At 63.1% G+C, this 24,515-nt stretch carries 19 protein-coding genes (1 of these 19 only partly in view); 10 read left to right on the forward strand and 9 right to left on the reverse strand.

All coding sequences use genetic code 11. The features are described from left to right. The first annotated feature begins 167 nt into the window (after window positions 1-167). Window positions 168-1,520, forward strand: a complete 1,353-nt coding sequence (locus AC1MH0_RS12670) for an MFS transporter (RefSeq protein ID WP_333927598.1) — start codon at window positions 168-170, stop codon at window positions 1,518-1,520. Beyond that, on the forward strand, window positions 1,517-3,352 hold the full coding sequence (locus AC1MH0_RS12675; RefSeq protein ID WP_480963077.1) for a DUF8034 domain-containing protein: 1,836 nt from the start codon (window positions 1,517-1,519) through the stop codon (window positions 3,350-3,352). Before AC1MH0_RS12670 ends, AC1MH0_RS12675 begins: the two co-directional genes overlap by 4 nt. Here AC1MH0_RS12675 and AC1MH0_RS12680 read toward each other — a convergent pair. Genes AC1MH0_RS12680 through kdgD form a run of 3 tightly spaced genes read right to left on the reverse strand, consistent with a single transcriptional unit; the run spans window position 3,349 to window position 6,750 of the window. Continuing rightward, on the reverse strand, window positions 3,349-4,893 hold the full coding sequence (locus AC1MH0_RS12680; RefSeq protein WP_480963078.1) for a carboxylesterase/lipase family protein: 1,545 nt from the start codon (window positions 4,891-4,893) through the stop codon (window positions 3,349-3,351). The two genes, AC1MH0_RS12675 and AC1MH0_RS12680, sit on opposite strands and share 4 nt — an antisense overlap. Then, the gene (locus AC1MH0_RS12685) at window positions 4,890-5,780 is read right to left on the reverse strand and encodes a LysR substrate-binding domain-containing protein (RefSeq protein WP_480963079.1); all 891 of its coding nucleotides are present in this window, start codon (window positions 5,778-5,780) and stop codon (window positions 4,890-4,892) included. Before AC1MH0_RS12685 ends, AC1MH0_RS12680 begins: the two co-directional genes overlap by 4 nt. Window positions 5,781-5,811: 31 nt before the next feature. Further along, entirely contained in the window at window positions 5,812-6,750 is a 939-nt protein-coding gene (gene kdgD, locus AC1MH0_RS12690) for a 5-dehydro-4-deoxyglucarate dehydratase (RefSeq protein WP_480963080.1), read from the reverse strand. Between the two features lie 929 nt (window positions 6,751-7,679). Between kdgD and AC1MH0_RS12695 the strand changes: the two genes are divergently transcribed. The 4 genes from AC1MH0_RS12695 to AC1MH0_RS12710 all read left to right on the forward strand — a co-directional run bounded on the left by AC1MH0_RS12695 (window position 7,680) and on the right by AC1MH0_RS12710 (window position 12,226). Further along, on the forward strand, window positions 7,680-8,861 hold the full coding sequence (locus tag AC1MH0_RS12695) for a TraB/GumN family protein (protein ID WP_480963081.1): 1,182 nt from the start codon (window positions 7,680-7,682) through the stop codon (window positions 8,859-8,861). A 352-nt stretch (window positions 8,862-9,213) separates the two neighbouring features. Then, window positions 9,214-9,969 carry a response regulator gene (locus AC1MH0_RS12700; protein WP_480963082.1) on the forward strand — a complete coding sequence of 252 codons (756 nt, stop codon included), beginning with the start codon at window positions 9,214-9,216 and terminating at the stop codon, window positions 9,967-9,969. A 1-nt stretch (window position 9,970) separates the two neighbouring features. Beyond that, the gene (locus AC1MH0_RS12705) at window positions 9,971-11,209 is read left to right on the forward strand and encodes an ATP-binding protein (RefSeq protein ID WP_480963083.1); all 1,239 of its coding nucleotides are present in this window, start codon (window positions 9,971-9,973) and stop codon (window positions 11,207-11,209) included. A gap of 87 nt (window positions 11,210-11,296) precedes the next feature. Then, window positions 11,297-12,226: a dioxygenase family protein gene (locus AC1MH0_RS12710; RefSeq protein ID WP_480963084.1), complete on the forward strand. Its 930-nt coding sequence runs from the start codon at window positions 11,297-11,299 to the stop codon at window positions 12,224-12,226. A gap of 207 nt (window positions 12,227-12,433) precedes the next feature. On the opposite strand, the gene AC1MH0_RS12715 is transcribed toward AC1MH0_RS12710, so the two are convergent. Together AC1MH0_RS12715 and AC1MH0_RS12720 are read right to left on the reverse strand one after the other, a co-directional pair. Beyond that, window positions 12,434-12,571 (reverse strand): hypothetical protein, encoded by a 138-nt coding sequence (locus AC1MH0_RS12715; RefSeq protein ID WP_480963085.1) that lies wholly within the window; start codon window positions 12,569-12,571, stop codon window positions 12,434-12,436. Between the two features lie 239 nt (window positions 12,572-12,810). After that, complete coding sequence (locus tag AC1MH0_RS12720) at window positions 12,811-14,004, reverse strand: LysR family transcriptional regulator (RefSeq protein WP_480963086.1); 1,194 nt, start codon at window positions 14,002-14,004, stop codon at window positions 12,811-12,813. Between the two features lie 114 nt (window positions 14,005-14,118). Between AC1MH0_RS12720 and AC1MH0_RS12725 the strand changes: the two genes are divergently transcribed. The 3 genes from AC1MH0_RS12725 (at window position 14,119) to AC1MH0_RS12735 (ending at window position 17,558) form a co-directional block, all read left to right on the forward strand. After that, entirely contained in the window at window positions 14,119-16,020 is a 1,902-nt protein-coding gene (locus AC1MH0_RS12725; protein WP_480963087.1) for a phosphoenolpyruvate carboxykinase (GTP), read from the forward strand. 157 nt (window positions 16,021-16,177) lie between these two features. After that, window positions 16,178-17,185, forward strand: a complete 1,008-nt coding sequence (locus AC1MH0_RS12730; protein ID WP_480963088.1) for a class 1 fructose-bisphosphatase — start codon at window positions 16,178-16,180, stop codon at window positions 17,183-17,185. A gap of 52 nt (window positions 17,186-17,237) precedes the next feature. Continuing rightward, window positions 17,238-17,558 carry a helix-turn-helix domain-containing protein gene (locus AC1MH0_RS12735; protein ID WP_480963089.1) on the forward strand — a complete coding sequence of 107 codons (321 nt, stop codon included), beginning with the start codon at window positions 17,238-17,240 and terminating at the stop codon, window positions 17,556-17,558. Between the two features lie 257 nt (window positions 17,559-17,815). Here AC1MH0_RS12735 and AC1MH0_RS12740 read toward each other — a convergent pair whose 3' ends face one another. From AC1MH0_RS12740 to AC1MH0_RS12755, 4 genes are read right to left on the reverse strand one after another with little or no spacing between them, the layout of a single operon-like run. Then, on the reverse strand, window positions 17,816-18,052 hold the full coding sequence (locus AC1MH0_RS12740) for a hypothetical protein (RefSeq protein ID WP_480963090.1): 237 nt from the start codon (window positions 18,050-18,052) through the stop codon (window positions 17,816-17,818). A gap of 55 nt (window positions 18,053-18,107) precedes the next feature. Beyond that, complete coding sequence (locus AC1MH0_RS12745) at window positions 18,108-21,077, reverse strand: TonB-dependent receptor domain-containing protein (protein WP_480963091.1); 2,970 nt, start codon at window positions 21,075-21,077, stop codon at window positions 18,108-18,110. A gap of 56 nt (window positions 21,078-21,133) precedes the next feature. Beyond that, the gene (tcuC, locus tag AC1MH0_RS12750; RefSeq protein WP_480963092.1) at window positions 21,134-22,456 is read right to left on the reverse strand and encodes a tricarballylate/proton symporter TcuC; all 1,323 of its coding nucleotides are present in this window, start codon (window positions 22,454-22,456) and stop codon (window positions 21,134-21,136) included. Then, window positions 22,453-23,313 (reverse strand): substrate-binding domain-containing protein, encoded by an 861-nt coding sequence (locus AC1MH0_RS12755; RefSeq protein WP_480963093.1) that lies wholly within the window; start codon window positions 23,311-23,313, stop codon window positions 22,453-22,455. Before AC1MH0_RS12755 ends, tcuC begins: the two co-directional genes overlap by 4 nt. A gap of 155 nt (window positions 23,314-23,468) precedes the next feature. Between AC1MH0_RS12755 and AC1MH0_RS12760 the strand changes: the two genes are divergently transcribed. Beyond that, window positions 23,469-24,515, forward strand: the 5' portion of a protein-coding gene (locus AC1MH0_RS12760) for a cation:dicarboxylate symporter family transporter (RefSeq protein ID WP_480963094.1). The gene runs 204 nt beyond the window's last position; 1,047 of the gene's 1,251 nt are visible here — the first part of the coding sequence; the start codon lies at window positions 23,469-23,471; the stop codon falls past the right edge of the window.

The raw sequence follows: 24,515 nt of genomic DNA on the forward strand, positions 1-24,515 counted from the left end.
TCGATGCGAACGATGCACTGATCGGAGACCGGCATGTCGCTCCGCTATCCCATCAAGTCATGGGTTGGCTGGATCAACCCGTTTTAGGACTTGGACCGACCCCATTCTGCTCGATACACCGAACCGGAACACTCGCGCAGATCGAGTGCCGGACTGGAGAGCGAAGCATGACGATCGCCGCATCATCCCCCGCCGAAGATGCGGTCGCAGGAGGCGTGACCGGGCGTCCGACCGCGGTGCGATACCGCGTGATCGCGCTCATCTTCCTGATCACCTCGATCAACTACGCCGACCGTGCGACCTTCTCGATCGCAGGCTCTGCCGCTTCGACCGAACTCGGGCTGTCGTCGGTCCAGACCGGTTTCATCCTGTCCGCCTTCGCCTGGGCCTATGTCCTCGCGCAGATCCCCGGCGGGCTGCTGCTCGACAAGTTCGGCACCAAGCGCGTCTATGCGGGCGCGATCCTCGCCTGGTCGATCTTCACCGCCACGCAAGGGCTGACCGGTTTGATCGCGGGTGTGTCTGCGGTCGCCATGCTGTTTGCGCTGCGCTTCCTGGTCGGTCTCGCCGAAGCACCGTCGTTCCCCGGGAATGCCCGCCTCGTCGCGGCCTGGTTTCCCGGTGCCGAGCGGGGCACCGCGTCGGCGATCTTCAATTCGGCGCAGTATTTCTCGCTCGTTGCGTTTGCTCCACTGATGGGCTGGCTGGTGCATAGTTATGGATGGCGCGCAGTGTTTTGGGTGATGGGCGCGATCGGCCTGGTCGCGACCGCGCTGTTCGTCCGCTACATCCACAGCCCGGTCCGCCATCCGAAGATCAACGCCGCCGAACTCGCGCATATCGAGGCTGGCGGCGGGCTGATCCGGATGGAGGATGCCGCCAACCGTCCGCAGGCCTTTTCGTGGACGAACCTGCGCCAGTTGCTCGCGAACCGGATGCTGCTCGGCATCTATCTCGGCCAGTATTGCATCAACGTGCTGACCTATTTCTTCGTCACCTGGTTCCCGATCTACCTCGTAAAAGAGCGCGGGCTGAACATCATGGAGGCGGGCTTCGCCGCTGCTGCACCAGCGCTGTGCGGCTTCGTCGGCGGATTGGTCGGCGGCTACACGTCCGATCTGCTGCTCAAGCGCACCGGCTCGATCGACATCGCGCGCAAAGTGCCGCTGGTGTTCGGGATGCTGCTGGCGACGCTCATCATCGCCTGCGTGTTCGTCGAGGCCGAGTGGCTGGTCGTCACGCTGATGGCGGTCGCGTTCTTCGGCAAGGGCGTCGCGTCGCTCGGCTGGGCCGTAATGTCGGACGTCGCGCCGAAGCAGCTCGCCGGGCTGACCAGCGGCGTGTTCAACATGTTCGGCAACGTCGCCGGGATCGTCACGCCCATCGTCATCGGCTTTATCGTCGGCGCTACCGGCTCGTTCGATTGGGCGCTGGTGTTCGTCGGCGCGCACTGCCTGCTGACGATCTTCTCGTTTCTGGTGATCGTCGGTCCTATCCGCCGTGTCGAGCTGGCCGCATGACCGTCGATCGCCGTACGCTGCTCGGGGGTGCCGCGGCCGCGCTTGCCACATTACCCACAGCCGTTCGTGCTGCGCCAGCGACGTTGCGGGTTACAACGCCTATGGCAGCGCCGGAATGGGCAGTCCTGCAACGCCGATTGCTCGCCGCCAATGCCGAAGCCTGCGAAGCGTTCTACGCAAAGTATGTCGACAGTCGCGGCTGGCTGCGCGTGTTCGAGCGCTGGGGTGCGAACGACGGCCCCGACGATGCGGCGGAAGCGACGAACGACTGGGCGATCCTGCACGCGCTAGGCGGTTCCGATCGTATCCGCGACCTGTACGCACGGGCGTGGGAGGGTCACCTCAATCAGTTCACCGCTGCGCGCACGGTCGACGTGCCGATCGCACGCAAGGGGATGTATTTTCGCGAGTTTCCCGTCCAGATGGACTGGCAGCACAATGCGGAAGGGCTGACGACCTTCAACATGATGGGGCTGTCCGGCCCGCGCGACCTGAAGCTGATCGAACGCACGCGCCGCTACGCCGATTTCTACACCGGCCGCGATCCGACGACGGGCAACTACGATCCGAAGCTGCGGATGATGCGTAGCCTGATGAACGGAAGTCGTGGCCCGATGCTGCGCCGCGCGACCGAGCTCGACTGGGCGGGCGATCCGTTCGCTGCCGGCGAACGCTTCCACATGGAGCATGGCGAGACGACTTATGCGCAGACGCTCGCGCATTATGCCGAGTACGGCGACGTTGTCGGCGACAATCCGCTCAACCTGCAGGCGACGACGCTCGGACTGAACGCCTATGCGCTCGGGGCAGGGGACCGATACCGGACCTGGGCGCTCGACTATCTCGACGCGTGGGTTGGCCGGGCAAAAGCGAACGGCGACATCATCCCCAGCCGCGTTGGTCTGGATGGCATCGTCCCGCGCGACTGGTGGAGTGGCGTCTATGGCTGGGGCTTCTCGCCGATCGTGCCGCAGACCGGCAAGCGCGAGAACCGCAACCGCGTGCCGCGTTCGATCACGGCGTTCATGACTGGCACGCTGCTGACCAGCGACCAGGGGTATATCGACGTCTGGCGCCGCCAGACCGCGCGGATCAACGCGCAAGCCAAGACGATCGGCGGCGTGCTGTCTACGCCGACGATGCACGGTGCGGACGGCTGGTATGGCTGGCAACCTGGTCCGTTCAAGACCAACGGCTTCGAGATCTGGTACATGTCGCAGGCGCCCGCCGACCGCGCGGCTGCCGGCGATCATCCGTGGGTGAGCTTCCTCGAAGGCAAGAACCCGAGCTACGCCGTAACCGCGTTGCGCGCGGACCTGAAGGCCGTCGCCGACCGGGTCGCGGCGCGCGTGTCCGATCCGACGACGCCGGAGACCCGGCTCGCAGACTGGCCGATCGACATCAACCCCGCCAACGTCACCAGCCTCGTGCAGCTCATGACCGGGGGCCTGCACATCGCCCGCCCGCCCTGGTCGAAGACTTCGCCATCGCAAGGCGGCGTGCCGCTCCACTGCCGGCTCCGCTACTTCGATGCGGACCGCAAACGCGCTGGCGTGCCCGAAGACGTCGCCGCGCTGGTGCAAACGCTGGGCGACACGACGACCGAGGTAACACTGGTGAACTTGAGCACCACGCAACCGCGTACGGTCGTGGTGCAAGGCGGCGCCTATGCGGAGCACCGGATAGAGGCCGTGACGATCGACGGCCGCACGACCGACGTCGTCGGCGCCGCGTTCACGATCCGGCTCGAGCCCGGCGCCGGTGCGCGCTTGAGCCTGCGCCTGCGCCGCTACGCCAACCGCCCGACGCTCGCCTTTCCGTGGGACCGCTAGCCGCCCGGCTTGATATACGGCGCGACCGCGAACAGCAGGCGTTCCTCGCGCCGGGGATCGTCTTCTATTTGCACCGCCCGATCGAAGATCATCGTCGAGCGCCGCGCCAGGTCATAGTGACGCCAGGTCGGCACGCTCGCACAGTTCGGATCGCCGGTCCGCGCCATCGCGATGAACCCATCCGCCATCCGCCCGGCCAGCTGTCTCGCCTCCGGCCCATCACCCGTCCGCGCGCTCGGCTCCCGCGTATTGTCGAACACCAGGCCGATATCGAGCGTATGGAACGCGCCGAGCACGCCGCCCGCTTCCGGCGAAGGAAAGTCGAGCTGATACATCCAGGTCGGCGCACCGATCTTCGCGCGTTCCTCGGCCTGGATCAGATGCCCGGGCCAGGACCGACCCGCGGTCGATGCCGCCAGCAGGATCTGCCCCGGCGTCCGATCGGGATAGAGGTCGCGGTAGCGCGCGATGACGTGATCGGGCTCGAGGTCCTTGGCCATCTCCCGCACCAACCGCGCGGGTAGGTTCTCCCAGTTCGTGTCGCCGCGCTTCAGGATCTCGCCGATCCACAACCCGGTCTCGTCATGCGTATTGCCGACGATCAGCGGAATATGAGCAGCCTCGCGCGGCGCGTCGGGAAAGAACGGATGACGCTTCAGCACATGGTGATCGAGCGTCGAGGTAAAGCTGATCTCGCCCTTGCCCTCGATCGGATCGGTCGTCGCCATCGCCTCGACCAGCCGCTTGATCGGCAGCGCGTTTAGTGCCGCAAAGTCGCCTGCGCCGGCCTTCGCCATAAACGCCCGCGACCGGATCGTCGCGTGGTTCGGCCCAGCCGCCGTAACGTGCTGGCCGCTCATCGTTGCAGCGGCATGGAACAGCGGGCGCGCCTCCGCCATTGCCATCAGCGTCACGATCTTCGCCCCGCCGCCAGACTGGCCGAACAGCATCACCCGGCTCGGATCGCCCCCGAACGCTGCGATGTTGTCGCGCACCCATTGCAGCGCGAGGATGATGTCGAGATTGCCGACATTGCCCGATTCCGCCGGCCCGCCAAGCTGCGCGAGATACGCATAGCCGAGCGCCGCCAGCCGGTGGTTCAGCGTGACGACCACCACGTCGCCGCGCCGCACCAGATTGCCGCCATCATACAGCGGATCGGACCCCGAGCCGTGCGCGTGCGCCCCGCCGTGGATATACACCATGACCGGCCGTCGCGCTGCGTCGAGCGCAGGCGTCCAGACGTTGAGGAACAGGCAATCCTCGCTGGTCGACTCGGTCGCCTTGGTCTGCGGCGATGCGGCGCCGTACCGCGTGGCATCCGCAATGTCGGTCCAAGGCGTCGGCGCCACCGCACGCGCAAACCGTCGCGTGCGCGTATCCGCGCCGTAGCGCACCCCGCGAAAGACCAGCACATTGCCCTCTACCGTCCCGCGCACCCGTCCGCATCGCGTCGTCGCGACGAGGCTCGCCGGTACGCGCGCCGCAACCAGCGCCGGTGTCGCCGCGAGCCCAGCGAGCACCGCGCGCCGGTCGATCACGCCGCGGTTTCGGCGCACAACCGCCGCATCGGCTCCAGCGCCGGGTTACTGTTGTCGCGCCGCCACGCCATGTGCAGCTCGACCGGCTTCTCGGGCTCGGTCGCAAGCCGACGGAACTGCACGTCGTTCATGTGCAGCCCCGATGCGGATTCCGGCACGATCGCTGCGGCCAGCCCCGCATGCACGAGCCCCAGCATCGAATGGATCTGCGTCACGTGCTGGACATAGTGCGGCGACACGCCCGCACCGTCGAACAGCCCGATAAGCATCTGGTGAAAATACCCCGCGCCCTGCCGCGCATACATGATCAGCGGCAGGCCATCGAAATCACTCAGTTCGAGTTCCGCCTTCGCCTGTCGCGGATCCCCCGCGGGCAGCGCGACGACAAGTGGCTCGACCTGTACGCAGACGGTGTCGAACTCGTGACGATCGAGCGGCGGTCGTACGAAGCCGATGTCGATCAACCCGGTCAGCAACGCATCGACCTGATCGGTCGTCACCATCTCGCGCAGTTCGAGGTCGATATTGGGCAGGCTCGCTCTCGCTTGCGCGACGATCTGCGGCACCAGATTATACCCCGACACCGCGGTGAAGCCGATCGCGACGCGTCCCGCATCGCCCTTCGCCACGCGCCGCGCCGATAGCGCTGCACTCTCCGACAGCCGGACGATCCGCCGCGCTTCGATCAGGAACACGCGGCCGGCAGGCGTCAGGCTCACCTGCCGGCTGGTGCGTTCGAGCAGCGTCACGTCGAGGATTCGCTCGAGCAGCTGGATCTGCCGGCTGAGCGGCGATTGCGTCATGTTCAGGCGCTGTGCCGCGCGCCCGAAATGGAGTTCCTCGGCGGCGGCGACGAAGCAGCGAAGCTGGCTCAGTTCGAACATCATCGCCGCACTATCCGTCGGTTTTCGCCCGCTGTCACGCCGCCTTGGCAAGAGCGGTGGGGGCGACCTTCTCGATCAGCACGCGCAACCGCTCGTCCTCCGCCGCCGACAGATCGGTCAGCGGCGAGCGCACCGGCCCGGCATCGCGCCCGACGACGCGCATGCCCGCCTTGACGATCGACACCGCATAACCTCGGCCCTGGTTGCGCAGTGTGATGTAGGGCAGCACGAAATCGCGGAGCTGGTTCAGAACCTCGACCCGGTCGTCAGCGCGCACCGCCTTGTAGAAGGCCAGCGCCCATTCGGGCAGGAAGTTGAAGATCGCCGACGAATAGGTCGTGACGCCCATCGTCAGATACGGCGTTGCGAACGTCTCGGCGGTCGGCAGGCCACCGATATAGGTCAGCCGGTCGCCCATCCGCGCATAGACGCGCGTCATCAGCTCGATGTCGCCGACACCGTCCTTGAAGCCGACCAGATTGGGGTTGCGATCGCACAAGCCCGCCAGCGTATCGTCGTCGAGGATCGCATTGTCGCGGTTGTAGACGATCACGCCTAGCCCGGTCGCCTTGCAGACCGCCTCTACATGCGCGGCGAGCCCTTCCTGCTTCGATCCGACCAGATAGGGGGGGAGCAACAACAGGCCGTCTGCGCCAGCCTTCTCCGCGTCGCGCGCAATTCCCGTTGCGATCGCGGTCCCGTAGCCGCAGCCCGAGATTACCGGCAGTCGCCCGCCGGCTTCGGCCACCGCGGCGCCGACGACCTGGGCGACTTCGGCTGGCGTCAGCGAGAAGAACTCGCCCGTGCCGCCTGCCGCGAACAGGCCGGACAGTTCGTGCTCGAGCATCCATGCGCAATGCTTGCGATATTCGTCCTCGACGAACGCACCCTCCGCATCGAAATGGGTGACAGGGAACGACAGCAATCCGCCGCCAAGGCGCTGCGCCATCTCGGTCGGGCTCATGGTCGTCATAACGTGCATCCCCTCGATCGCCTGGTCCGCCCTCATGTCGCGGCCAATCCGGGGATCTAGGTAGGTCGCACGGCCGCGCGGGTCCAAACCAAAGGCGCGCTCGATCGATGCGTATACTAGCTCGATCTTGTTGGGGCATGATCTTCCTACCGCACGGGCCTTGGTAGTATGTGGATTAGATCGCAATCTTGACACTATCTATCGGTGGAATCGAGATCGGACGACAACCCACGGATGGTCGGGCAATCGGCGTTTCCAAATATGTCACTCCACGACTGCCATGGCTGTTTGCCTTCCATGTGTACCGTACAGAAAGCGGAGCGAGTTGACGTCCAACCAAATGAACGAGTGGTCAACGTAGGAAAGCGGGAAAGACCGCGCGAATGTCGGGGTAATCTTGTTCTTGAGGACCGCTGCCACCTTTCGTACAAATATGAACCAGCGTCCGAAGTTGGGAAGCGAGGGGCGGGACGTGAGCGTCCGATTGTGGGTCTTGCTGGCCCCGCGTTGATGGGTGGTGCCGCCCATGCTTACCCGTTCCAGGCTGGCGATGCGGCTGTCAATAACGGCCATTCATAAATCGCGATCTTTCCCGTTGCTCAGTCTAGGGCAGGACATTTCCAGGGGAGCAATCGGGACATATTTTTTAAGGAAGGGGTCCCCCCGGACAGATCTTGGCGCGATTGCCTGTGCGACGTTCCCGCTATGGGTTCCCAATTGAGTAAGCCGGCGGCTGCCATCTTGATGTTACCCAATGTCCGCTCGTCGACGGAGCGTTTCCGAACCTTGCAGCTTCGCACGTTAGCGGCCATTCAAAGCTGAAACAGGATGGGGGGCTGCAGTTGAGGATACATTGTGCGTTCGGACTGCTGGTCAGCGTCCTTTCAACATCGTCCTTCGCCCAGACACCTGTTCCGGCACCGTCGTTCATGGAGAAGGTCGCTGCTTCTGAAAGCGAATTTCAGTTAGGCGATGCGAACCTGAGCGGGCCGGGTTCCACGACTTTGGCAGCTGCGATCAATCAGGCTCGTTATGTTCTCATTGGGGAAGCTCACTTCTCGCGTGAGATTCCGCGGTTCACGGTCGCGCTCTGTCACCTCATGGCACCGCAAGGTCTCAGCGCGATAGCCGTTGAGACTGGACCGGAAGCCGCGCAGATCGTGAACGCCAATCTCCGCCGGTCTGACCGGCTCGCACGCTTGTCCAAATTCATGCACGCGAACCCGGATGCGATGGCGTTCCAGAACGGCAGGGATGAAAGCGACATGGCTGCGGGCTGCGCCCGCGAAGCAGGGCCTACTTTCCAGGTCTGGGGGCTGGATCAGGAATTTTTCGGCAGTAGCGGCTTCCTCCTTGATAAAATGGCGGCAGCATCTACCGGTCCCGTGGCCAAGGCTTCTATCAGCCGGCTCATGGGGTTAGATCGCGCTGCGACGGCCGACGCGATTGCCTCCCATTCGCCGGGCAAGTTCCTGATCTACACGATAACCGATCGCCAAATGGACGATGCGCGGCTTGCGATCGCGACCGATGGCGGCGCACGGGCGCGACAGTTGTTTGATGCGCTCGCAGAGACAAGATCAATCTATCTGGCATCGGCAAGCGGGCAGAGTGACCCGAACGGACGCCGGGCCAGGCTCATCAAGCGCACATTGTCCGGCTATCTGGCAAAGGCTCCGGCAGGCAGCCGTATCCTGATGAAGTTTGGCGATGTTCACACCGCCAAGGGCGTGAACACTCTGCGGCAGCGCGATCTCGGTAATTTCGTTGCCGAGCGTGCCGACGGCGAAGGGTCTTCCTCGCTGCACATTCTCGTGGTGGGCGCCAGCGGCTCACTGGGCGGGTATAACGGCGTCGACCAGCAAGTCGCTATTCAGCCATATACCCCTATGTCGGATGCCAGTTACTCTTGGTTGGGGGATGCTCTAGCCGCCCGTCCCAAGGCGATGACCGGATCGGATTGGCTGCTGATCGATCTCCGGCGGCTTCGCGGACGACCAACGCCGGACATGCCAGCTGGCTGGCGTCAGCTGGTGCAAGCCTATGATCTGGTCGCAATCGCTCCTAAGCTGACGCTGGCTTTCGTGGTCGGCCCCGAGCAGGGACGGTAAAAGGCGGAATTCCTTTTCGGATCCCTTCTGAGAAAGCCTTGGTGGTCAGAGGGAGGGGGCTCGCCGCCCCAACTTCCCTCTGGCCGTGGACATGAACAAGCGGCCGAAATTAAGAAGCTGAACCGATGCTTTGAGCGTCCGCTTCTGGATTTCCTCAACCCGAATAGGTTTACCGGGTGAGAACAGCGTCTCGGACACAGCCCCTCCTTTAAATGCGTTTTTCATCGGATACCAATCCGCAGCTATTTCGACGTGACAGTCCCGCCTTTAATGTTTCTTCCGGCGCGACCGCGTTTCTCATCGTTGCAGCCCGGTAATGCTGCAGATACGTTGAGAGGCCAAAAATCGTGGCATGTACGACATCGCACTAGCCCACCGGGACATAATGGATCTCACCACACGCCTCCTTATTGTCGATGACGACCCGGGTATCCGCGAGCTGACCACTCAGTTTCTTGTTCAGCACGGTTTTGTGGTCGATGCCGTGCCGGACGGCTCCGCAATGCGCGTTGCGCTGGCGCGCGATCATTATGACCTCATTGTCCTCGATGTGATGATGCCCGGCGAAGATGGATTGTCGATCCTTCGCTCGCTGGATCGAACGAACGGGCCCGCTGTCATCATGCATTCGGTGATCGGTCAGGAAGTCGATCGGATCGTTGGGCTTGAAATGGGGGCCGATGACTATTTGGCAAAGCCCGCCAACCCGCGAGAGCTTCTCGCGCGCATTCGCGCGGTCCTCCGCCGGGGCGGAAATGCTCCGGCGCCATTTGATCGAGGCAAAGCGCTTCTTCGTTTCTCAGGCTGGCGCGTTGATCCTGCGGCGCGCGAACTGTTCGATCCCGACGATGTACTCATCAACCTGACCGATGGTGAGTTTCGTCTCCTGCTGACCCTGATCGAGCATCCGCGGCGCGTTCTCACCCGTGACTTCATTCTCGATCATTCGCGCGGCATGGACGCAGAACAATTCGACCGCGCGATTGACGTTCAAGTCAGTCGGCTGCGCCGCAAGCTCGCGCGCGACGATGGGCGCGGGGGCGAAGAGTTGATCCGGACTGTCCGCAACGAAGGATATCTGTTTACCGCTGACGTCGAGCGACGCTGACATGACCGCCAGGCGCGCAGCATCGATCGCGCAACCCATCTTTCTGTTGGTGATCGCCGCCATCTTATTGGCGACGGCCGTCACGTTTGCGATTACGTTCAATGGTCCTCCACCACGCCCGAGGCCGGTTTCCGACACAGATATTGTCAACGCACTGCGCGGCGCGACCGTGCCGTACCTCGTCGTGCTGCCGGGTCGACATTCCTCACGGACGGGTGAAATCTCAGATCCTGAACATGACGCATCCCTTGCCTTGGCCTTGGGAGGCTCCGTCGCTGGTTCCTACGCCGAGCGCGAACGTGGGCAATCGGGCGAGGTCCGGGGTGGCTTCACCGTGTCGGGCCGTACAACGGACGGCTGGCGAACTGTTCGCAGCCCTGACCGGCCGCTCCTCACAAACTGGCTCATCGTAACCTTCGGCGGCATGGGGTTCGCCCTTGTCCTATTGTCAGTTGCCGCGTGGTTCATCACGCGCCGCATTTCGCGTCCCCTCAAACACTTGGTTGGCGTGGCCCAGGCTGCGCGGGTCGGGCTGCCGTTGGCGCTGCCACAAGAAGGCTCACGAGAGGTGCGCGAACTGGCCGTTGCGCTCAGCGACATGCACACCCGCATCGGTCAACATGCCGAGGGGCGGACGACCATGCTCGCTGCGATCGCGCACGATCTTGGCACGCCATTGTCGCGCCTTGCCTTTCATATCGAAGGGTTGCCCGAAGTCGCCCGCGCACGCGCCGCTGCCGACGTTGACGAAATGCGCGCGATGATTAGCGCTGCGATCGGATATGCGCGCGACGAGCTCATGGATCGTGCAACCCTGCGCGTCGATCTGGGAAGCCTGCTCGACAGCCTGGCCGAGGACACGCGCGCGGCGGGTGACGATGTGACGATCACCCTTGGTCCGCGCATAGTGGTTATGGGCGATCCGGCTGCGCTTCGGCGACTGTTCGCCAATGTGATCGGCAACGCCGTCCGTTATGGTGACCGGGCGCGTGTTGAATGGCATGCGCTCGATGGCGCTGTCGCCGTATCGGTCGATGACGATGGCCCAGGCGTTGATCCTGAAACAGCTGAAAGCCTTTTTGAGCCGTTCGTTCGCGGCGACCCGTCACGCAATCGCGAGACGGGGGGCACCGGCCTTGGTCTGGCTATCGTTCGCGCCATCGTGTCTCGGCACGGGGGGCAGGTGGCCTTCGAGTCGAGCGCGCACGGCGCGCGGATCCGCGTGCTGCTGCCCTGCTGAAACATACAGCAACAATTCGCGTCGATGCCGAAATACGGGTGCGTGACACCTCCTCGACAAGGTCCACCGAAGCACGAGGAGGGATGAATGACCGAGCAGCACATGATCGACGAACCGGACCACGGCCACAGTTTGGCGGAGGATTTGGTCCTGATGAACCGTCTCGCCGATCGTCGTCGCGCGCTTAAGTGGTTCGTAGGCGCCGGCACCGCCGCGCTGGTGGCAGGCTGCGGAGGAAGCGGCAGTGACGCGTCTGATACCGTCGCTGTCGTTTCTGGCGGGACGGCCACCGCAACCCCGACGCCGACGACAACAGTGACGCCGACCCCGACCCCGGCATCGTCCGGCACTACCGCGTGTATTGCCGATCCAACCGAAACCGCGGGGCCATACCCGGCCGATGGCACCAACACGTCGAATGGCTCGACCTCCAACGCTTTGACTGTCAGCGGTATCGTCCGCTCCGATATCCGTGCCAGCTTCATCAACTCGACGACGGTAGCAACCGGCGTGAAGGTGGTACTCACGCTACGGGTGGTGAACGTTAACGCGAGCTGCGCCTCGCTCGCGGGGTATGCTGTTTACCTCTGGCATTGTGACCGGACGGGCAACTACTCGCTCTACGGAACATCGAGCGCAGCCGAATCCTATCTGCGTGGTGTCCAAGTGACAGATGCGAATGGCGAAGTGACCTTCACCACCATTTTCCCAGCTGCTTACTCCGGCCGCTATCCCCATATGCATTTCGAGGTCTTCTCAAGCCTCGCCAACGCGACCGGCGGACGCTACTCCGTACTTACCTCGCAACTTGCCATGCCCGCAGCAGCATGTACGGCCGTGTTCGCTGACACGACGACTTACCCCGGCAGCGCCACACGCTTCACCCAAACTATGATCGGCAACGATAACGTCTTCAGCGACAACACGGCCGCGCAGATCGCGCAGCAAACGCCAACGATGACGGGCGATCCAACGAACGGATATGTTGCGACCGCAATTATTGGCATCGCTCGGTAGGAGATAATCGGCGTCCCGCCTATCCAGAGGCGGATTGTCTGCGATCCTTCAGCTGATGACGTCGGCGAGCAAGAGGCGGAATTTCACATCAGTCCTATTCCAGATATGAACAACCGTCCGAACTTGAGAAGCTAGAAAGGGCGCTTGAACGTCCACAGTTGGGTCGACATGTTTATGGGTGGGGCCGGTACCGACCGACCTCGTCGATCACTTCTTCTTCTTTTCAGGGCGCTGAGATAACGCGGATCCAGCGGCCGTCTTGGAGTCCTTTCCGGTTCGTCCGTCCTTCAAGACCTTCGAGGCCGCCTTGCCAGCCTTTTCGCTCGTATGTTCGTTCTTCGCCATTGCTCGGTTCCAGCAGACACCATCTTGTGGTGCAGACGGGAAAAACATCTATTACTAGATTAGTTACTGACCTTTGCCAGAGAAACTGTGGCATTTTAAGACGAGGTGAATGTCCGCCTGTTTATAAGCAGCTTCGCCCGCGTGTTTAGCGTCTGGGGATAGGTCCCAACGGCTACGTCAGCTTCCGACCAACTTAAGCCATTCGGCGTCGCTGCTGACCTACAGCTTTTGGGTCATACCTAGACCTGGTTTCCCACATCCGCTGCAACTTTTGTGAGGCAGTTCATAAACGATATTTGTAGTCTGGTCGGGATCTGATCGCGACGGGTGATCGCGCCGATCGTCCTCATGGTATCCGGTATGCAAGAATCGATTTTCACAAGCGTGCCGGATTCAATCTCCGCGGTTACCTGATCCTTAGAAAGAAGAGTCAGAAATTCGCTACGTACTAAAACGCCACGGATAAGTGCCACGGATCCGCACTGTATGGGTGCTTCCGGGCGTACCATCCCGGACCGATCGAACATTTTCTGCCACCGATCGAGCAAGCCGGACGCGCGGCGGGCAACAATCCAAGGGTATGCCGCCAACTCTTCAAATCCGGCAACGCTGCCAGCAAGCGGATGCTCGGCCCGTCCGATTATCGTGAGCCGATCATCGAAGAGAGGTTCCTGAAGAAGGTCTGTCCCGGGGTGATCACGAAGCGCGCCGATGAGGATATCGATCTTGCCGCTGCGGAGAAGTTCGACCAGTTCAAGGTACGACCCTTCCAGAACGTCGACCGTTATGCCCGGCTGCTCGCGCAGTAGATCCGCCAGCGTCGCTGGCAGCAGCAGGGAGCGAGACAATGCCATCGCACCGACGGAGAGGTGGCCTCCGTGGTTCGCGGTTTCCTGAAGTGCAGCAGCTAGCTCTGCCACCCCGATCATGAAGCTTCGCGCAAGCTTCGATCCTGCACGCGTGACTTCTACGCCACGGCCTCGTTGCTCGACAAGACCAGTGCCTGACAGCGCTTCCAATCCGCGAACGGCACGGTGCAGTGATGGTGCGGAGATGCCAGCGGTCTCGCTCGCGGTCGAGAAGCCGCCAGCTTCCGCCAGCGCGATCAGACCGCGTACATGGGCTGTCGTAAGGTAGTGATCGAGCTTCTCTACTCCAGAAGCCCCGGTCACGGCCCGGCAGCCACGTCTGAAGCTATGCAGAGCCCGCCGGGTACGCTGCAGAATGCGCTGCCCGTCGGGTGTCGCCATTACGCCAGTAGTTCGCCGATCGAACAGCATTGTGCCGAAGAGGGTCTCGAGCCGGTTGAGCGCCTGCGTCAGACCAGGCTGCGATACTGACGTCGCTCGGGCGGCCGCACTCAGACTGCCCGCGTCTGATATCGCCAAGAGCATACGAAGGTGCCGGAGGTTCAGGTCGTATGGTGAAGCCATGGGAATGCATTAGCCGGAGCTTATGTCCTTCCGATAATGATATTTGTGGGACTGGCGCCCTGAATGTACGCCTCGATCAACAATGAGCGCGGTCTTCGCGGGAGGAAAACTGGAATGCTGACCCAACCTGCAAGCGCTTATGCGTCTGAGCCGCAAGTTCCGACGCAGCATCGCGCGCTACGAGCATGGGTGGACGCCATCGCGTCCAGAGCCAAGCCTGACAGCATTCACTGGTGCGATGGCTCTGAAACCGAAGCAAAGGCGTTTGCCAACCAAGCGGTTGAGGCGGGTACGCTCACGCCGCTGAATCCTACGTTACGACCGAACTCCTTTTACGCGCGCTCCGATCCTCGTGACGTCGCGCGGGTCGAGAGCCGTACTTTCATCTGTTCGGAATCACAGAGCGAGGCGGGGCCGACGAACAACTGGGCTTCGCCCGAGGAGATGCGGGTTCGGCTCGACGACCTGTTTGATGGCTGCATGCGCGGTCGGACATTGTACGTCGTGCCGTTCTGTATGGGACCGTTGGGCTCCGACAAATCGCTGATTGGCGTCGAGATCACGGACAGCCTGTACGTCGTACTTTCCATGCGGGTTATGACCCGGATTGGAACGCCGGTACTGGACGTGTTGGGCGAGGATGGGTTCTTCATTCGATGCGTGCACTCCGTTGGGGCGCCGCTGGTCGAAGGTGCTGCGGACGTTCCCTGGCCCTGCAGTGACGACAAATGGATTGTTCACTTTCCCGAGACCCGGGAAATCTGGTCTTATGGTTCCGGCTATGGCGGCAATGCCTTGCTCGGCAAGAAGTGCGTCGCGCTGCGGATCGCAAGTGTGATGGCCCGCGACGAAGGTTGGTTTGCTGAGCACATGCTGATCGTGAAGCTGACCAATCCGGAAGGGGCCAGCCATTATATTGCTGCGGCGTTCCCGAGCGCCTGCGGCAAGACGAACCTTGCAATGCTCGAGCCAACGATCGCCGGCTGGAAGGCCGAGACGGTCGGTGACGACATCGCCTGGATGCGTTTTGGCAAGGATGGGCGCCTGTATGCCATCAACCCCGAAGCCGGCTTCTTTGGCGTTGCGCCCGGAACGGGTCCCAGCACGAACCGCAACGCGATCAACACGCTGAGTGCGAATTGCATCTTCACAAACACAGCCCTGACAGCCGATGGCGACGTCTGGTGGGAAGGGCTTACGAAGGAGCCGCCAGCAGGCCTCACTGACTGGCGTGGCAATCCCCACGACCCCGACGGCGCAAGTCCGGCTGCACATCCCAATGCTCGCTTTGCGGTTCCTGCGTCGCAATGTCCGACCATCGCGCCGGAATGGGAGTCGCCCGAAGGCGTGCCGATCTCGGCGATCCTTTTCGGCGGTCGCCGTGCGACGGCGGTTCCGCTCGTGACGGAGGCATTCGACTGGGAGCACGGTGTCTATCTTGCGGCGAACATTGCATCCGAGGGTACCGCTGCTGCCGAAAACACGGTCGGTGAACTGCGTCGCGATCCATTCGCGATGCTCCCGTTCTGCGGATATCACATTGCCGACTATTTCGCTCATTGGCTGCGGATCGGCGCCGCTGCACAATCCGATGCAGCACGGCTGCCCAGGATCTTCATGGTCAACTGGTTCCGGAAGGACGCCACCGGAAAGTTCATCTGGCCAGGCTTCGGTGACAATGTCCGGGCGCTGAAATGGGTAACCGAACGGATCGATGGCAAGGCAACGGCGAGGTCGACGCCGATTGGCCTGCTCCCTGAAGCCGGATCGCTTGATCTCACCGGACTGACGCTATCGTCCGTCGAGTCCGAGGCACTGCTGTCCGTTGACCCTTCCGTCTGGGTTAGAGAGGCTCAGCTCAACCGGGATTACCTCGAAACGTTCGGGGACCGCCTACCGGCAGGTCTAATTCGCCAGCAGAAGACGCTTGAAGCCAGATTAGAGGTGATCGTCGATGGGGGCAGTCTTGCCCAGGATGACAATACGAGAATACTGGACGTGGCAAACGGCAAGTAGGGTTTGACAGTTTGAGTACGCGGCATTGGGCCCTCCCCGGGCGCCTCCGCCTTGGTTGGTAGATATACCGCTGAAAAGGCGGGCTGCACGGTATGACAATACGGTAGCATCTCGCTCGACGTTCGCACTGTTCTCATTCATCACGGGCGGTAGTTACATGAAGCGCAAGACCCTGACGCAGTTCCTGATCGAACAGCAACGCGAGGCTGGAACACTGCAGCCTCAGCTCCGTCTTCTGATCGAAGTGGTGGCACGGTCGTGCAAGGCTATTAGTCATTCGATAGGCAAGGGTGCGCTTGGTGGTGTGCTCGGCAGTCTGAGCAGCGAGAACGTCCAGGGCGAGGTGCAAAAGAAGCTCGACGTCATTGCCAACGAGATGCTGCTCGAGGCCAACGAGTGGGGCGGGCATCTTGCGGCTATGGCGTCGGAGGAGATGGAAACGATCCATCTTGTTCCGAACCGCTATCCTCAGGGCGAATACCTGCTGCTGTTTGACCCGATCGACGGGTCGAGCAACATCGATGTTGATCTTTCGGTCGGGACGATCTTTTCCGTGCTGCGCGCGCCTGAACGGGTAGGCGGCGCGGACGTCACCGAAGAGGACTTCCTGCAGAGGGGCGAGTGCCAGGTCGCCGCTGGTTATGCTGTCTATGGGCCGCAGACGATCCTTGTGCTCACACTCGGTGCGGGCGTGCACGAGTTCACGCTCGACCGGGAGATCGGGTCCTGGGTTATGACTGATACTAACATGACCATTCCGACCGGCACGCGGGAGTTCGCGATCAACACGTCCAACGCTCGCCAGTGGTCTCCCGAGATCGCGCGCTTCATCGAGGACCGCGTTGCAGGCGAAGACGGTAATCTTAGCGTTGACTACAATATGCGGTGGACAGGTTCAATGGTTGCCGACGTCCATCGCATCCTGAAGCGGGGCGGGGTGTTCCTGTATCCGCGCGACGTACGCAAGCCCGGCAAAGTTGGTAAGCTCCGCCTGATGTACGAAGGCAACCCGATGGCCATGCTCATGGAGCAAGCCGGAGGAGCCGCGAGTGACGGGGAGATGCGGATCATGTCGATCGTCCCGACCGCCCTTCACCAGCGCGTCGGGCTTGTCATGGGCGATCCAAAGGAAGTTGAAGCGGTCACGTCAGCCTATCGCGCTTAGCGCCGGGCAGCCGAACGGAGCGGTGGATTTGGAATATATCGACGTCAAACCGATGACCCGACGACAGCTAGACGATCTGTGGGAGGTGAAGGCAACGCTTTCCTCGACCGAGTTCACCTATGCAGCGGTACGCGTCGCTCGAGACACTTGTTACCCCGTCGACGTCGTCTATGCGCTGCTCGGCGGGGCTTCGCCCACCGCTGCTTGGCGAATGTTCCGGGGGATGACCCGCGTCACACTATCGCAGGCGGCTGGGGTGAGTCCTGCCGGACTGTCCAGCATCGAGCGCGGGCTTAACAGCGGCAGTCAGGTACGGGACAAGCTTGCTCTCGCACTCGCCGTTCCAGCCGACGCGTTGATCGCGCATTTCTGACTTTGGAATGACACCGTCATACCATCCAGTCGTGAGCCTAAGCATCGGCAGCAGACCCGATACCAGGGATGGCAGAGCTCAGATCATTTCCAAAGATGGGCGGCGTCGTGAAGCTTGGGAGCTGAACGAATGGCAGAAACCGGGGAAGCGGAGCTGTTTCGGGAGCGTCCACTTGTGGGTCACGCCGCACGCCTAGCGCGAAGATCACGACCCGGGAAACGGCAAAGGTTCGACCGCCTCACGGACCGCCGCGTCGATCAGCTATGCACGCTCCGCTGCATGCCGATCAAATCCGTATCGCGCAGCCGCTGTTCAAGCCGTTCCGCGACCGAGCGGCGGATCGCGTCGCCGACCTGCACCTTGCGCCACGTGTTGTAGCTGATGCCATATCGCGGCATCAGCGCCGCGTTAGTCTGCCCGGCTAAACCAATGCGCATACTCTCGACGATATCGCGCGGCACTACCTTCAACGGTTCGGGAATGGGCTGTTTCATAGCAAATCCTTTTCCTGATAGCGGGGCCGGGCGGCACGCCCGGCCCCCTTGACGGTCAGAACGACATACGGACACCCGCGGTGATGTAGCGGCCGATCGGGTCGTAGGCGCTGCTCGCCGCGGTGGTGAAGGTCGTTACCGGGGGCGGCGAGAGCGGGGGTGCGCGGTCGAACAGGTTGGCAACCGAGACGTAGATCTGCTGCTTGCCGCCGCCGAGCGCCAGATTGTAGGTGCCGGTGACGTTTGTGTAGAAGACCGCGGGCGTCGAATTGTCATTGATGTCGATGCCCTCGACGCGGGTGGCGTCGAGCTTCGCCGCGCTGATGAAACGCTCCTGCACGAACAGCGAGAAGGCATCGACCGCGTAGGTCGCCTGCAGCACGCCGCTCCACTTTGGTGTGATCGTCTCACCCAACCCTTCGCGGACCGGCGATCCCCGCGTCTCTGAATTGTTGCAGGTCGCGTGGTTGCCGATCAGCCGGACGTTGAGGTCGCCGCCGGCCAGCTGCGTCTTGTAGCTCAGCTCGAAGTCGATGCCTGCGACGGTCTGGTTGGCGAGATTGAGGTTGGGGCGCAGGATGCTGAGCGCCCCCGACGGCAGCACCGTGATGTTGGCGCACTGGACCTGGTTGCCCGCGGCGCATTCGTCGACGACGCGCTGTTCGGGCAGGGTGGTGATCGCGTCCTTCAGCTTGATGCGGTAGTAATCGATCGACGCCTGGAAGCCGGGTGCCCAGGAGGGCTGGTAGACCTCGCCGAAGGTCAGCGTGTTCGCCTTTTCCGGTTGCAGATTGGGGTTGCCGGTCGCGAAATTGACCTGCGGTGTCGTCACGCCGTTGTAGACGACGTTGCCGTTGAGCTGCGTCGCCGGATTGTAGAGTTCGAGCAGGTTGGGCGCGCGAATGTCGCGTGACAGGGTGCCGCGCAGACGCAGTTCGTCGACGAGCTGCCAGCTTGCGCCCAGCTTCCACGTCACGACGCTGCCCGACGTGCTATAGCGCGCGTGGCGCACCGCGCCGTTGAGATCGAGGTTGCGGGCGATCGCGCTGTCCTTCAGCAACGGTACCGCGACTTCGAGATATTGTTCGAAGATGTCGTATTTGCCCGAGAAGGGCAGGGGGTTGAAGAAGCGATACGGTCCCTGGCGGCCGTTGAGTGCCGACGGACCGCCACGAATACCGGTGAAGTTGATCCGCGTCGGCGACAGCGCGTCGGTAACCTGACGCGCGCTTTCCTTGCGGAATTCGAGACCGGCGGCAACTGCGATCGGCCCCGCGAGCTGGATCGAATCGCCCAGGTCGCCGCGGACGTTGGCTGCCGCCACTTGCTGGCGGAGCCGCAGGTTGAGCACGTTGTCGCCGGTGACATAGTCGGTGACGGCTTGGTTCGCCGCCTGTGGTCCGAACAGGTTGCGCGGCGTACAGCCGGGGTCGAGCCCGGCGAGCGTCGAGCGGCAGACGATTTGGCCGTTGGCGGGATTCACCACCGCGTCGGCGGCGGCATAAAGGTTGCGCGCGATCGTAAGGTTGTTCGAGCGGAGTTCCTGATCGGACTGGCCGTAATTGTACGACGCGTCGTACTTCCAAGTGCCGCCCAGGCTACCGCGCGAGCCGACCGACGCGTGATAGACGTCGAGTGTCGATTCGTTCTCGGCCAAAGGCAATTCGCCCTCGAAGCGGCCGAGCTGGAATGACTGGATGTTTGCCGCGACCATCCGGTTGCGCACGTCGGTCGGTAGATAGGCGTTGTCGCGATAGATGGTGTAGGCCGCCGCCGAGCCGACGTTCTGGCTGGCAAAGGCGCCTTGATTGGTGTGGCTGCGTGCGTACAGACCTTCGACGAAGAGGGTAGCAGCGGGCGATGCCTCGAATTCGGTGCGTACGAAGCCGTTGTAGCGTTCCTGAGTCGGTTGCAGGCCGATGTTGGCACGCGCGCCGTCACCCCCGCTCTGGAACGCGGTGCCGGTGATCGTGCCGTAGTTGAACGGTGATGTCGCACCGCCGGCAAGGAACTGCGTGCCGCGCAACGGGCCGGCGCTGATGAGTCCGCCGTAGGTGCCGAGCGAGCTGCGGATCGAGGGGATGATGAGGTTGCGCGGCAGTGCGCCGCTGACGGGATTGACGATCTGGCCCGCATTGTGATCGAACCAGTCGCGTTTGGTGCGCTCGTCGGCGCGCAGGCCCTTCTGATAGAAATAATCGGCACCGGCGACGAAGTGCAGACGGTCGTCCATCGCCGACGTGCCGTAAGCGAGCGAGCCGCCCGCCGACGGTAGGTCGCCATGCGTGGAGATGCCGCCTAGCGCCTCCGCCTTGAAGCCCTTCAGCTTGGTATCGAGTACGAAGTTGACGACGCCTGCGACCGCGTCCGAGCCATAGGCGGCCGAAGCGCCGCCGGTGACGACATCGACGCGGCTGACGAGACCCTGGGGCAGGATGTTGATGTCGACCGAGCCGCCGCTGTTGGTCGATGGCAGGCGGCGGCCGTCGAGCAGTACCAGCGTGCGCTGCGCACCGAGACCGCGCAGGTTGAGCAGGTTCTGACCGCTGCTGCCGCCGCGGCTGTTGGTCGTGGAGGGACTGGACGTCTTCGTGCTGCCACTGAACACCGGCAACTGGTTAAGACCGTCGGCAAGGTTGGTCGGTGCCGTCTCGCGCAGCTGTTCCGAACTCGCCATCGTCACCGGGGTGGGCGTGCGGAAGCCGTTGGCGACGCGGCTGCCGGTGACGACGATGTCGCCGCCGGCAGCGGTTTCGCCAGCGGGCGCGTTGCTCTCTGCAGACTTCAGCGTGGCGGTGGAGGCGTCAGGGTCGGCCGGCACCTTGGTCGCAGGGGCGTTGGGCATGCCGGAGGCATCCTGTGCGCCGGGCGTCGGTGCATCGTTCTGTCCGGCGGTCGCCGGTGCCTGCGTTTCGGCATTGGCGGCCGGGCTCTGCTGCGCAGCGGCAGCGGTCGTCATGGCCAGCGTCAGCGCGGCAAGCGCACCCCCACATGCGAGCGTCGTCTTCAGGCTGTTACGAGCCATGATCCCTCTCCTGTTTTATCGTTTTTTTGTCGTTGTAGTCGGTCGTGTCGTCGGTATCAGGCGGCGTGAGCCCGTCGCCTTTGGCTCCAGTTGCCGATGAGTAGCGCGAGCAGCGACAGCAGGGCCGCTGCGGCGCACCAGGCGCCCGGGATCGCCTTGTCGCCGGTCGCGCCGATCAGCGCGGTGCTGATCGCCGGGGTGAAACCGCCGAAGATCGCAGTGGCGGTGCTATAGGCGAGGCTGAAGCCGACGGTGCGGACGTGCGCTGGGATGATCTCGGTCAGGTAGACGATGAACGCGCCATTGTAGGTTGCGTAGATCGCGGCGAGCGCGAGTTCGACGGTCAGCAGCTTGCCGAAGCTTGGCGCGGCGACCAGCCAGCTCATCAGCGGATAGGCGAGAAGCGTACCCAGCACCGTGGCGGTGATGAGCAGAGGCCGGCGTCCGATCCGGTCGGACAACGCGCCCATCACCGGCAGCAGTACGAAGTTGGCGACACCGACGCAGGCGGTAACGAACAGGCTGTCGCCCGCACCGAGGTTCAAGACCTTGCTACCGAAAGTCGGCGTGTACGCGGTAATCATGTAGAAGAAGACCGTGGTCATCACCGCCATCAGCGCGCCCTGCAGCACCAGCCTCCAATTGGCGCCGATAATACGCATGATCTGACCGATCTTCGGATGCTCCTTGCGGGTGAGGAACGCGTCGGTTTCCTCGACGTGGCTGCGGATGATGAAGAGGAACGGGATCATGATGCAGCCGATGATGAACGGCACGCGCCAGCCCCACGCCTGCATCGTCTCGGCATCGAGGCTGGTCGAGACGATCAATCCGATCAATGCGGCGAAGACGACCGCGGCCTGCTGGCTTGCAGACTGCCACGAGGTGAAGAAGCCCTTGCGGTGTGGCGGTGCGATCTCGTTGAGATAAACCGACACGCCGCCGACCTCGACGCCCGCCGACAGGCCCTGGACCAAGCGGCCGGCGAGGATGATGAGTGGCGCGGCGATGCCGATCTGTTCGTAGGTGGGCGTGATCGCGATCGCGAGCGTGCCCATCGCCATCAGCCCGAGGACAAGCAGCAGGCCCTTGCGGCGGCCATGACGGTCGACATAGGCGCCCAGCACCAAAGCGCCCAGCGGCCTCATCAGGAATCCCGCGCCGAAAGTCATCAGCGTCAGCAGCAGCGATCCGAATTCGCTGCCGGTCGGAAAGAACGCCTTCGAGATGTAGGTGGCGTAATAGCCGAACACCATAAAGTCGAACATCTCGAGGAAGTTGCCGCTCGCGACGATGAAGATCGACTTGAACGCGGAGGATTTGCTGGCAGCGGGGGTGGCGGAGACGCCATCGACCGGGATGGCCGTGTCTTCGATCATCGGATTGCCTTTCGCGATGCCGGCTCGAGCCCGCTCGCGCGGATCGCGGCATCGGCTTGTGGGGAAGAAAGATAGGACAGCAACGCGCGTGCGCCGGCTTGATGCGGCGAATAGGCGACGACGCCCCCTGAGAACTTGGTGACCTTCTGCAACGCATCGGGCAGCAGGCCGACAATGCGAATGCCCTTGACCGGCTTCAGTTCGCTCAGCTGCTGGAAGCCGATCTCGGCCTGTCCACTTGCAACGATTTCGCCGACCGGGGTGGCAGGAATCATCCGGCCCTTGGGGCGCACCTGATCGGCGATGCCAAGCTGATCGAGCAGCGTCGATTGGATATAGACGCCGCTGGCGCTGTCCGACCAGGCGACTGATTTGGCGTGCAGCAGCGTCGTGCGAAGTGCCTCGGGCGTGGCGATGTCGGGAACGGGGGCCCCGGCACGGACCGCGACGGCGATCCGAGACAGGCCGAGGTCGATCACGGTGTCGGGCACGACCGCGCCGGCGGTCACCAGCTTGTCGAGGCCGGAGCGGGCGAGGATCACGACGTCGGCAGGCTCGCGCCGAGCGAGGCGGGCGGGGATAGCGTTGGGCGTGTCGCCCATCGACGGCCCGTGCGCGATCGTAATGGGGGTCCCGGTCGTGCGCCGATACGATACGGCCAGCGCATCGAACGCCGCGTTGAACCCGCCCGAAGTGAAGACGGTCAGGCCTGGCGGTGGGCCAGCCGCAGGCGCGGTGGGAAGCGTCTGGCAACCGCCCAGCAGGAGCGGCACGATCAGCATGCCGATCGCACCGCTTAACCGGTGTTGCAACGACCTGCGCACACGCTTGGTCGTAGGGGAGTTCGCCTGTATCATAGCCATCCTGCTCTGTACCGCCGGTCGGGCGGTCATTCTGCGTGGCGGTTTCTTGAGGAACCCCTGCGCCTTGGCTGGCATAAGAGCCGTTGCAACACTTTCCATCAAATGCAATGATCGGTACGGACGATGCGTTTTGTGCATCAGGGGTCGGGATGAAGCGGATCGCCCGCCAGCTCTATGTGCAGATGATCGTCGGCATCGTTGCTGGCGCGCTTATTGGCCATGTCTGGCCTGCGTTCGGTGTCAGTCTGGCGCCACTTGGCATCGCCTTCGTCAAGGCAATGCGGATGATGGTGCCACCGATCCTGTTCTGCACGATCGTCGACGGCATCGTCGCACAGGGTGGCGCGCGCCAGACGGGATCGACTGTGGCACGGGCGCTGATCGTCTTCCTCGCGATCACCGTACTGGCATTGCTTTGCGGTTTGTTGGTCGCAGGGCTGCTACGCCCCGGCGCCAACCTGACACTGCCGCGTGTGATTCCGCACATCGACATCGGCCGCGCGCTCGGCGCCCGGCAGATCGACGGACCGGGAGACTTTCTGTTGCGGATGGTGCCCGACACCTTTTTCTCCGCCTTCACCGCGGGCGATGTCCTGCCCGTGCTGTTCATCGCCGCCCTCGTCGGCTTTGGCCTGTTGCGCATCGGGCCGGCAGGCGAGCCGATCGCACGCGCGATCCGCGGGCTGACGCAGCTTCAGTTCGCGATCTTCGCGTTCCTGATCCGTGCCGCACCGATCGGCGCGTTCGGGGCGATTGCTTTTACCGTCGGCACCTATGGCATCGCCTTCATCGGCTCGCTCGGTATGTTGGCGGCAACGTTGCTGGCGGCCTGCATATTGCTGCTGGCGATCCTGCTGACCGCGGTGCGGCTTTGGGCGGGGATCTCGCCGATCGCCTTGCTCCGCCATTTTCGCGAGGAACTGCTGATCGTCCTCGGCACGTCGTCGTCGGAGGTTGTCCTGCCGCGGATTTTGAGCAAGCTCGAAACGCTTGGCGCGCCGCCCGCGATCGTAGGCATCGTCATTCCGCTCGGCTACACGCTCAACCTCGCCGGTACCGCGGTCTATCTGATCGTAGCGACGCTGTTCCTGGCCGAAGCGCTGCATCTTAGCTTGTCGTCCGCGCAGATCGCGACGTACCTGCTGGTCATGCTTGCGACGTCGAAGACCGCGGCGGGGGTGACGGGCAGTGGCTTC

The organism is Sphingomonas sp. AP28, assembly GCF_056680455.1.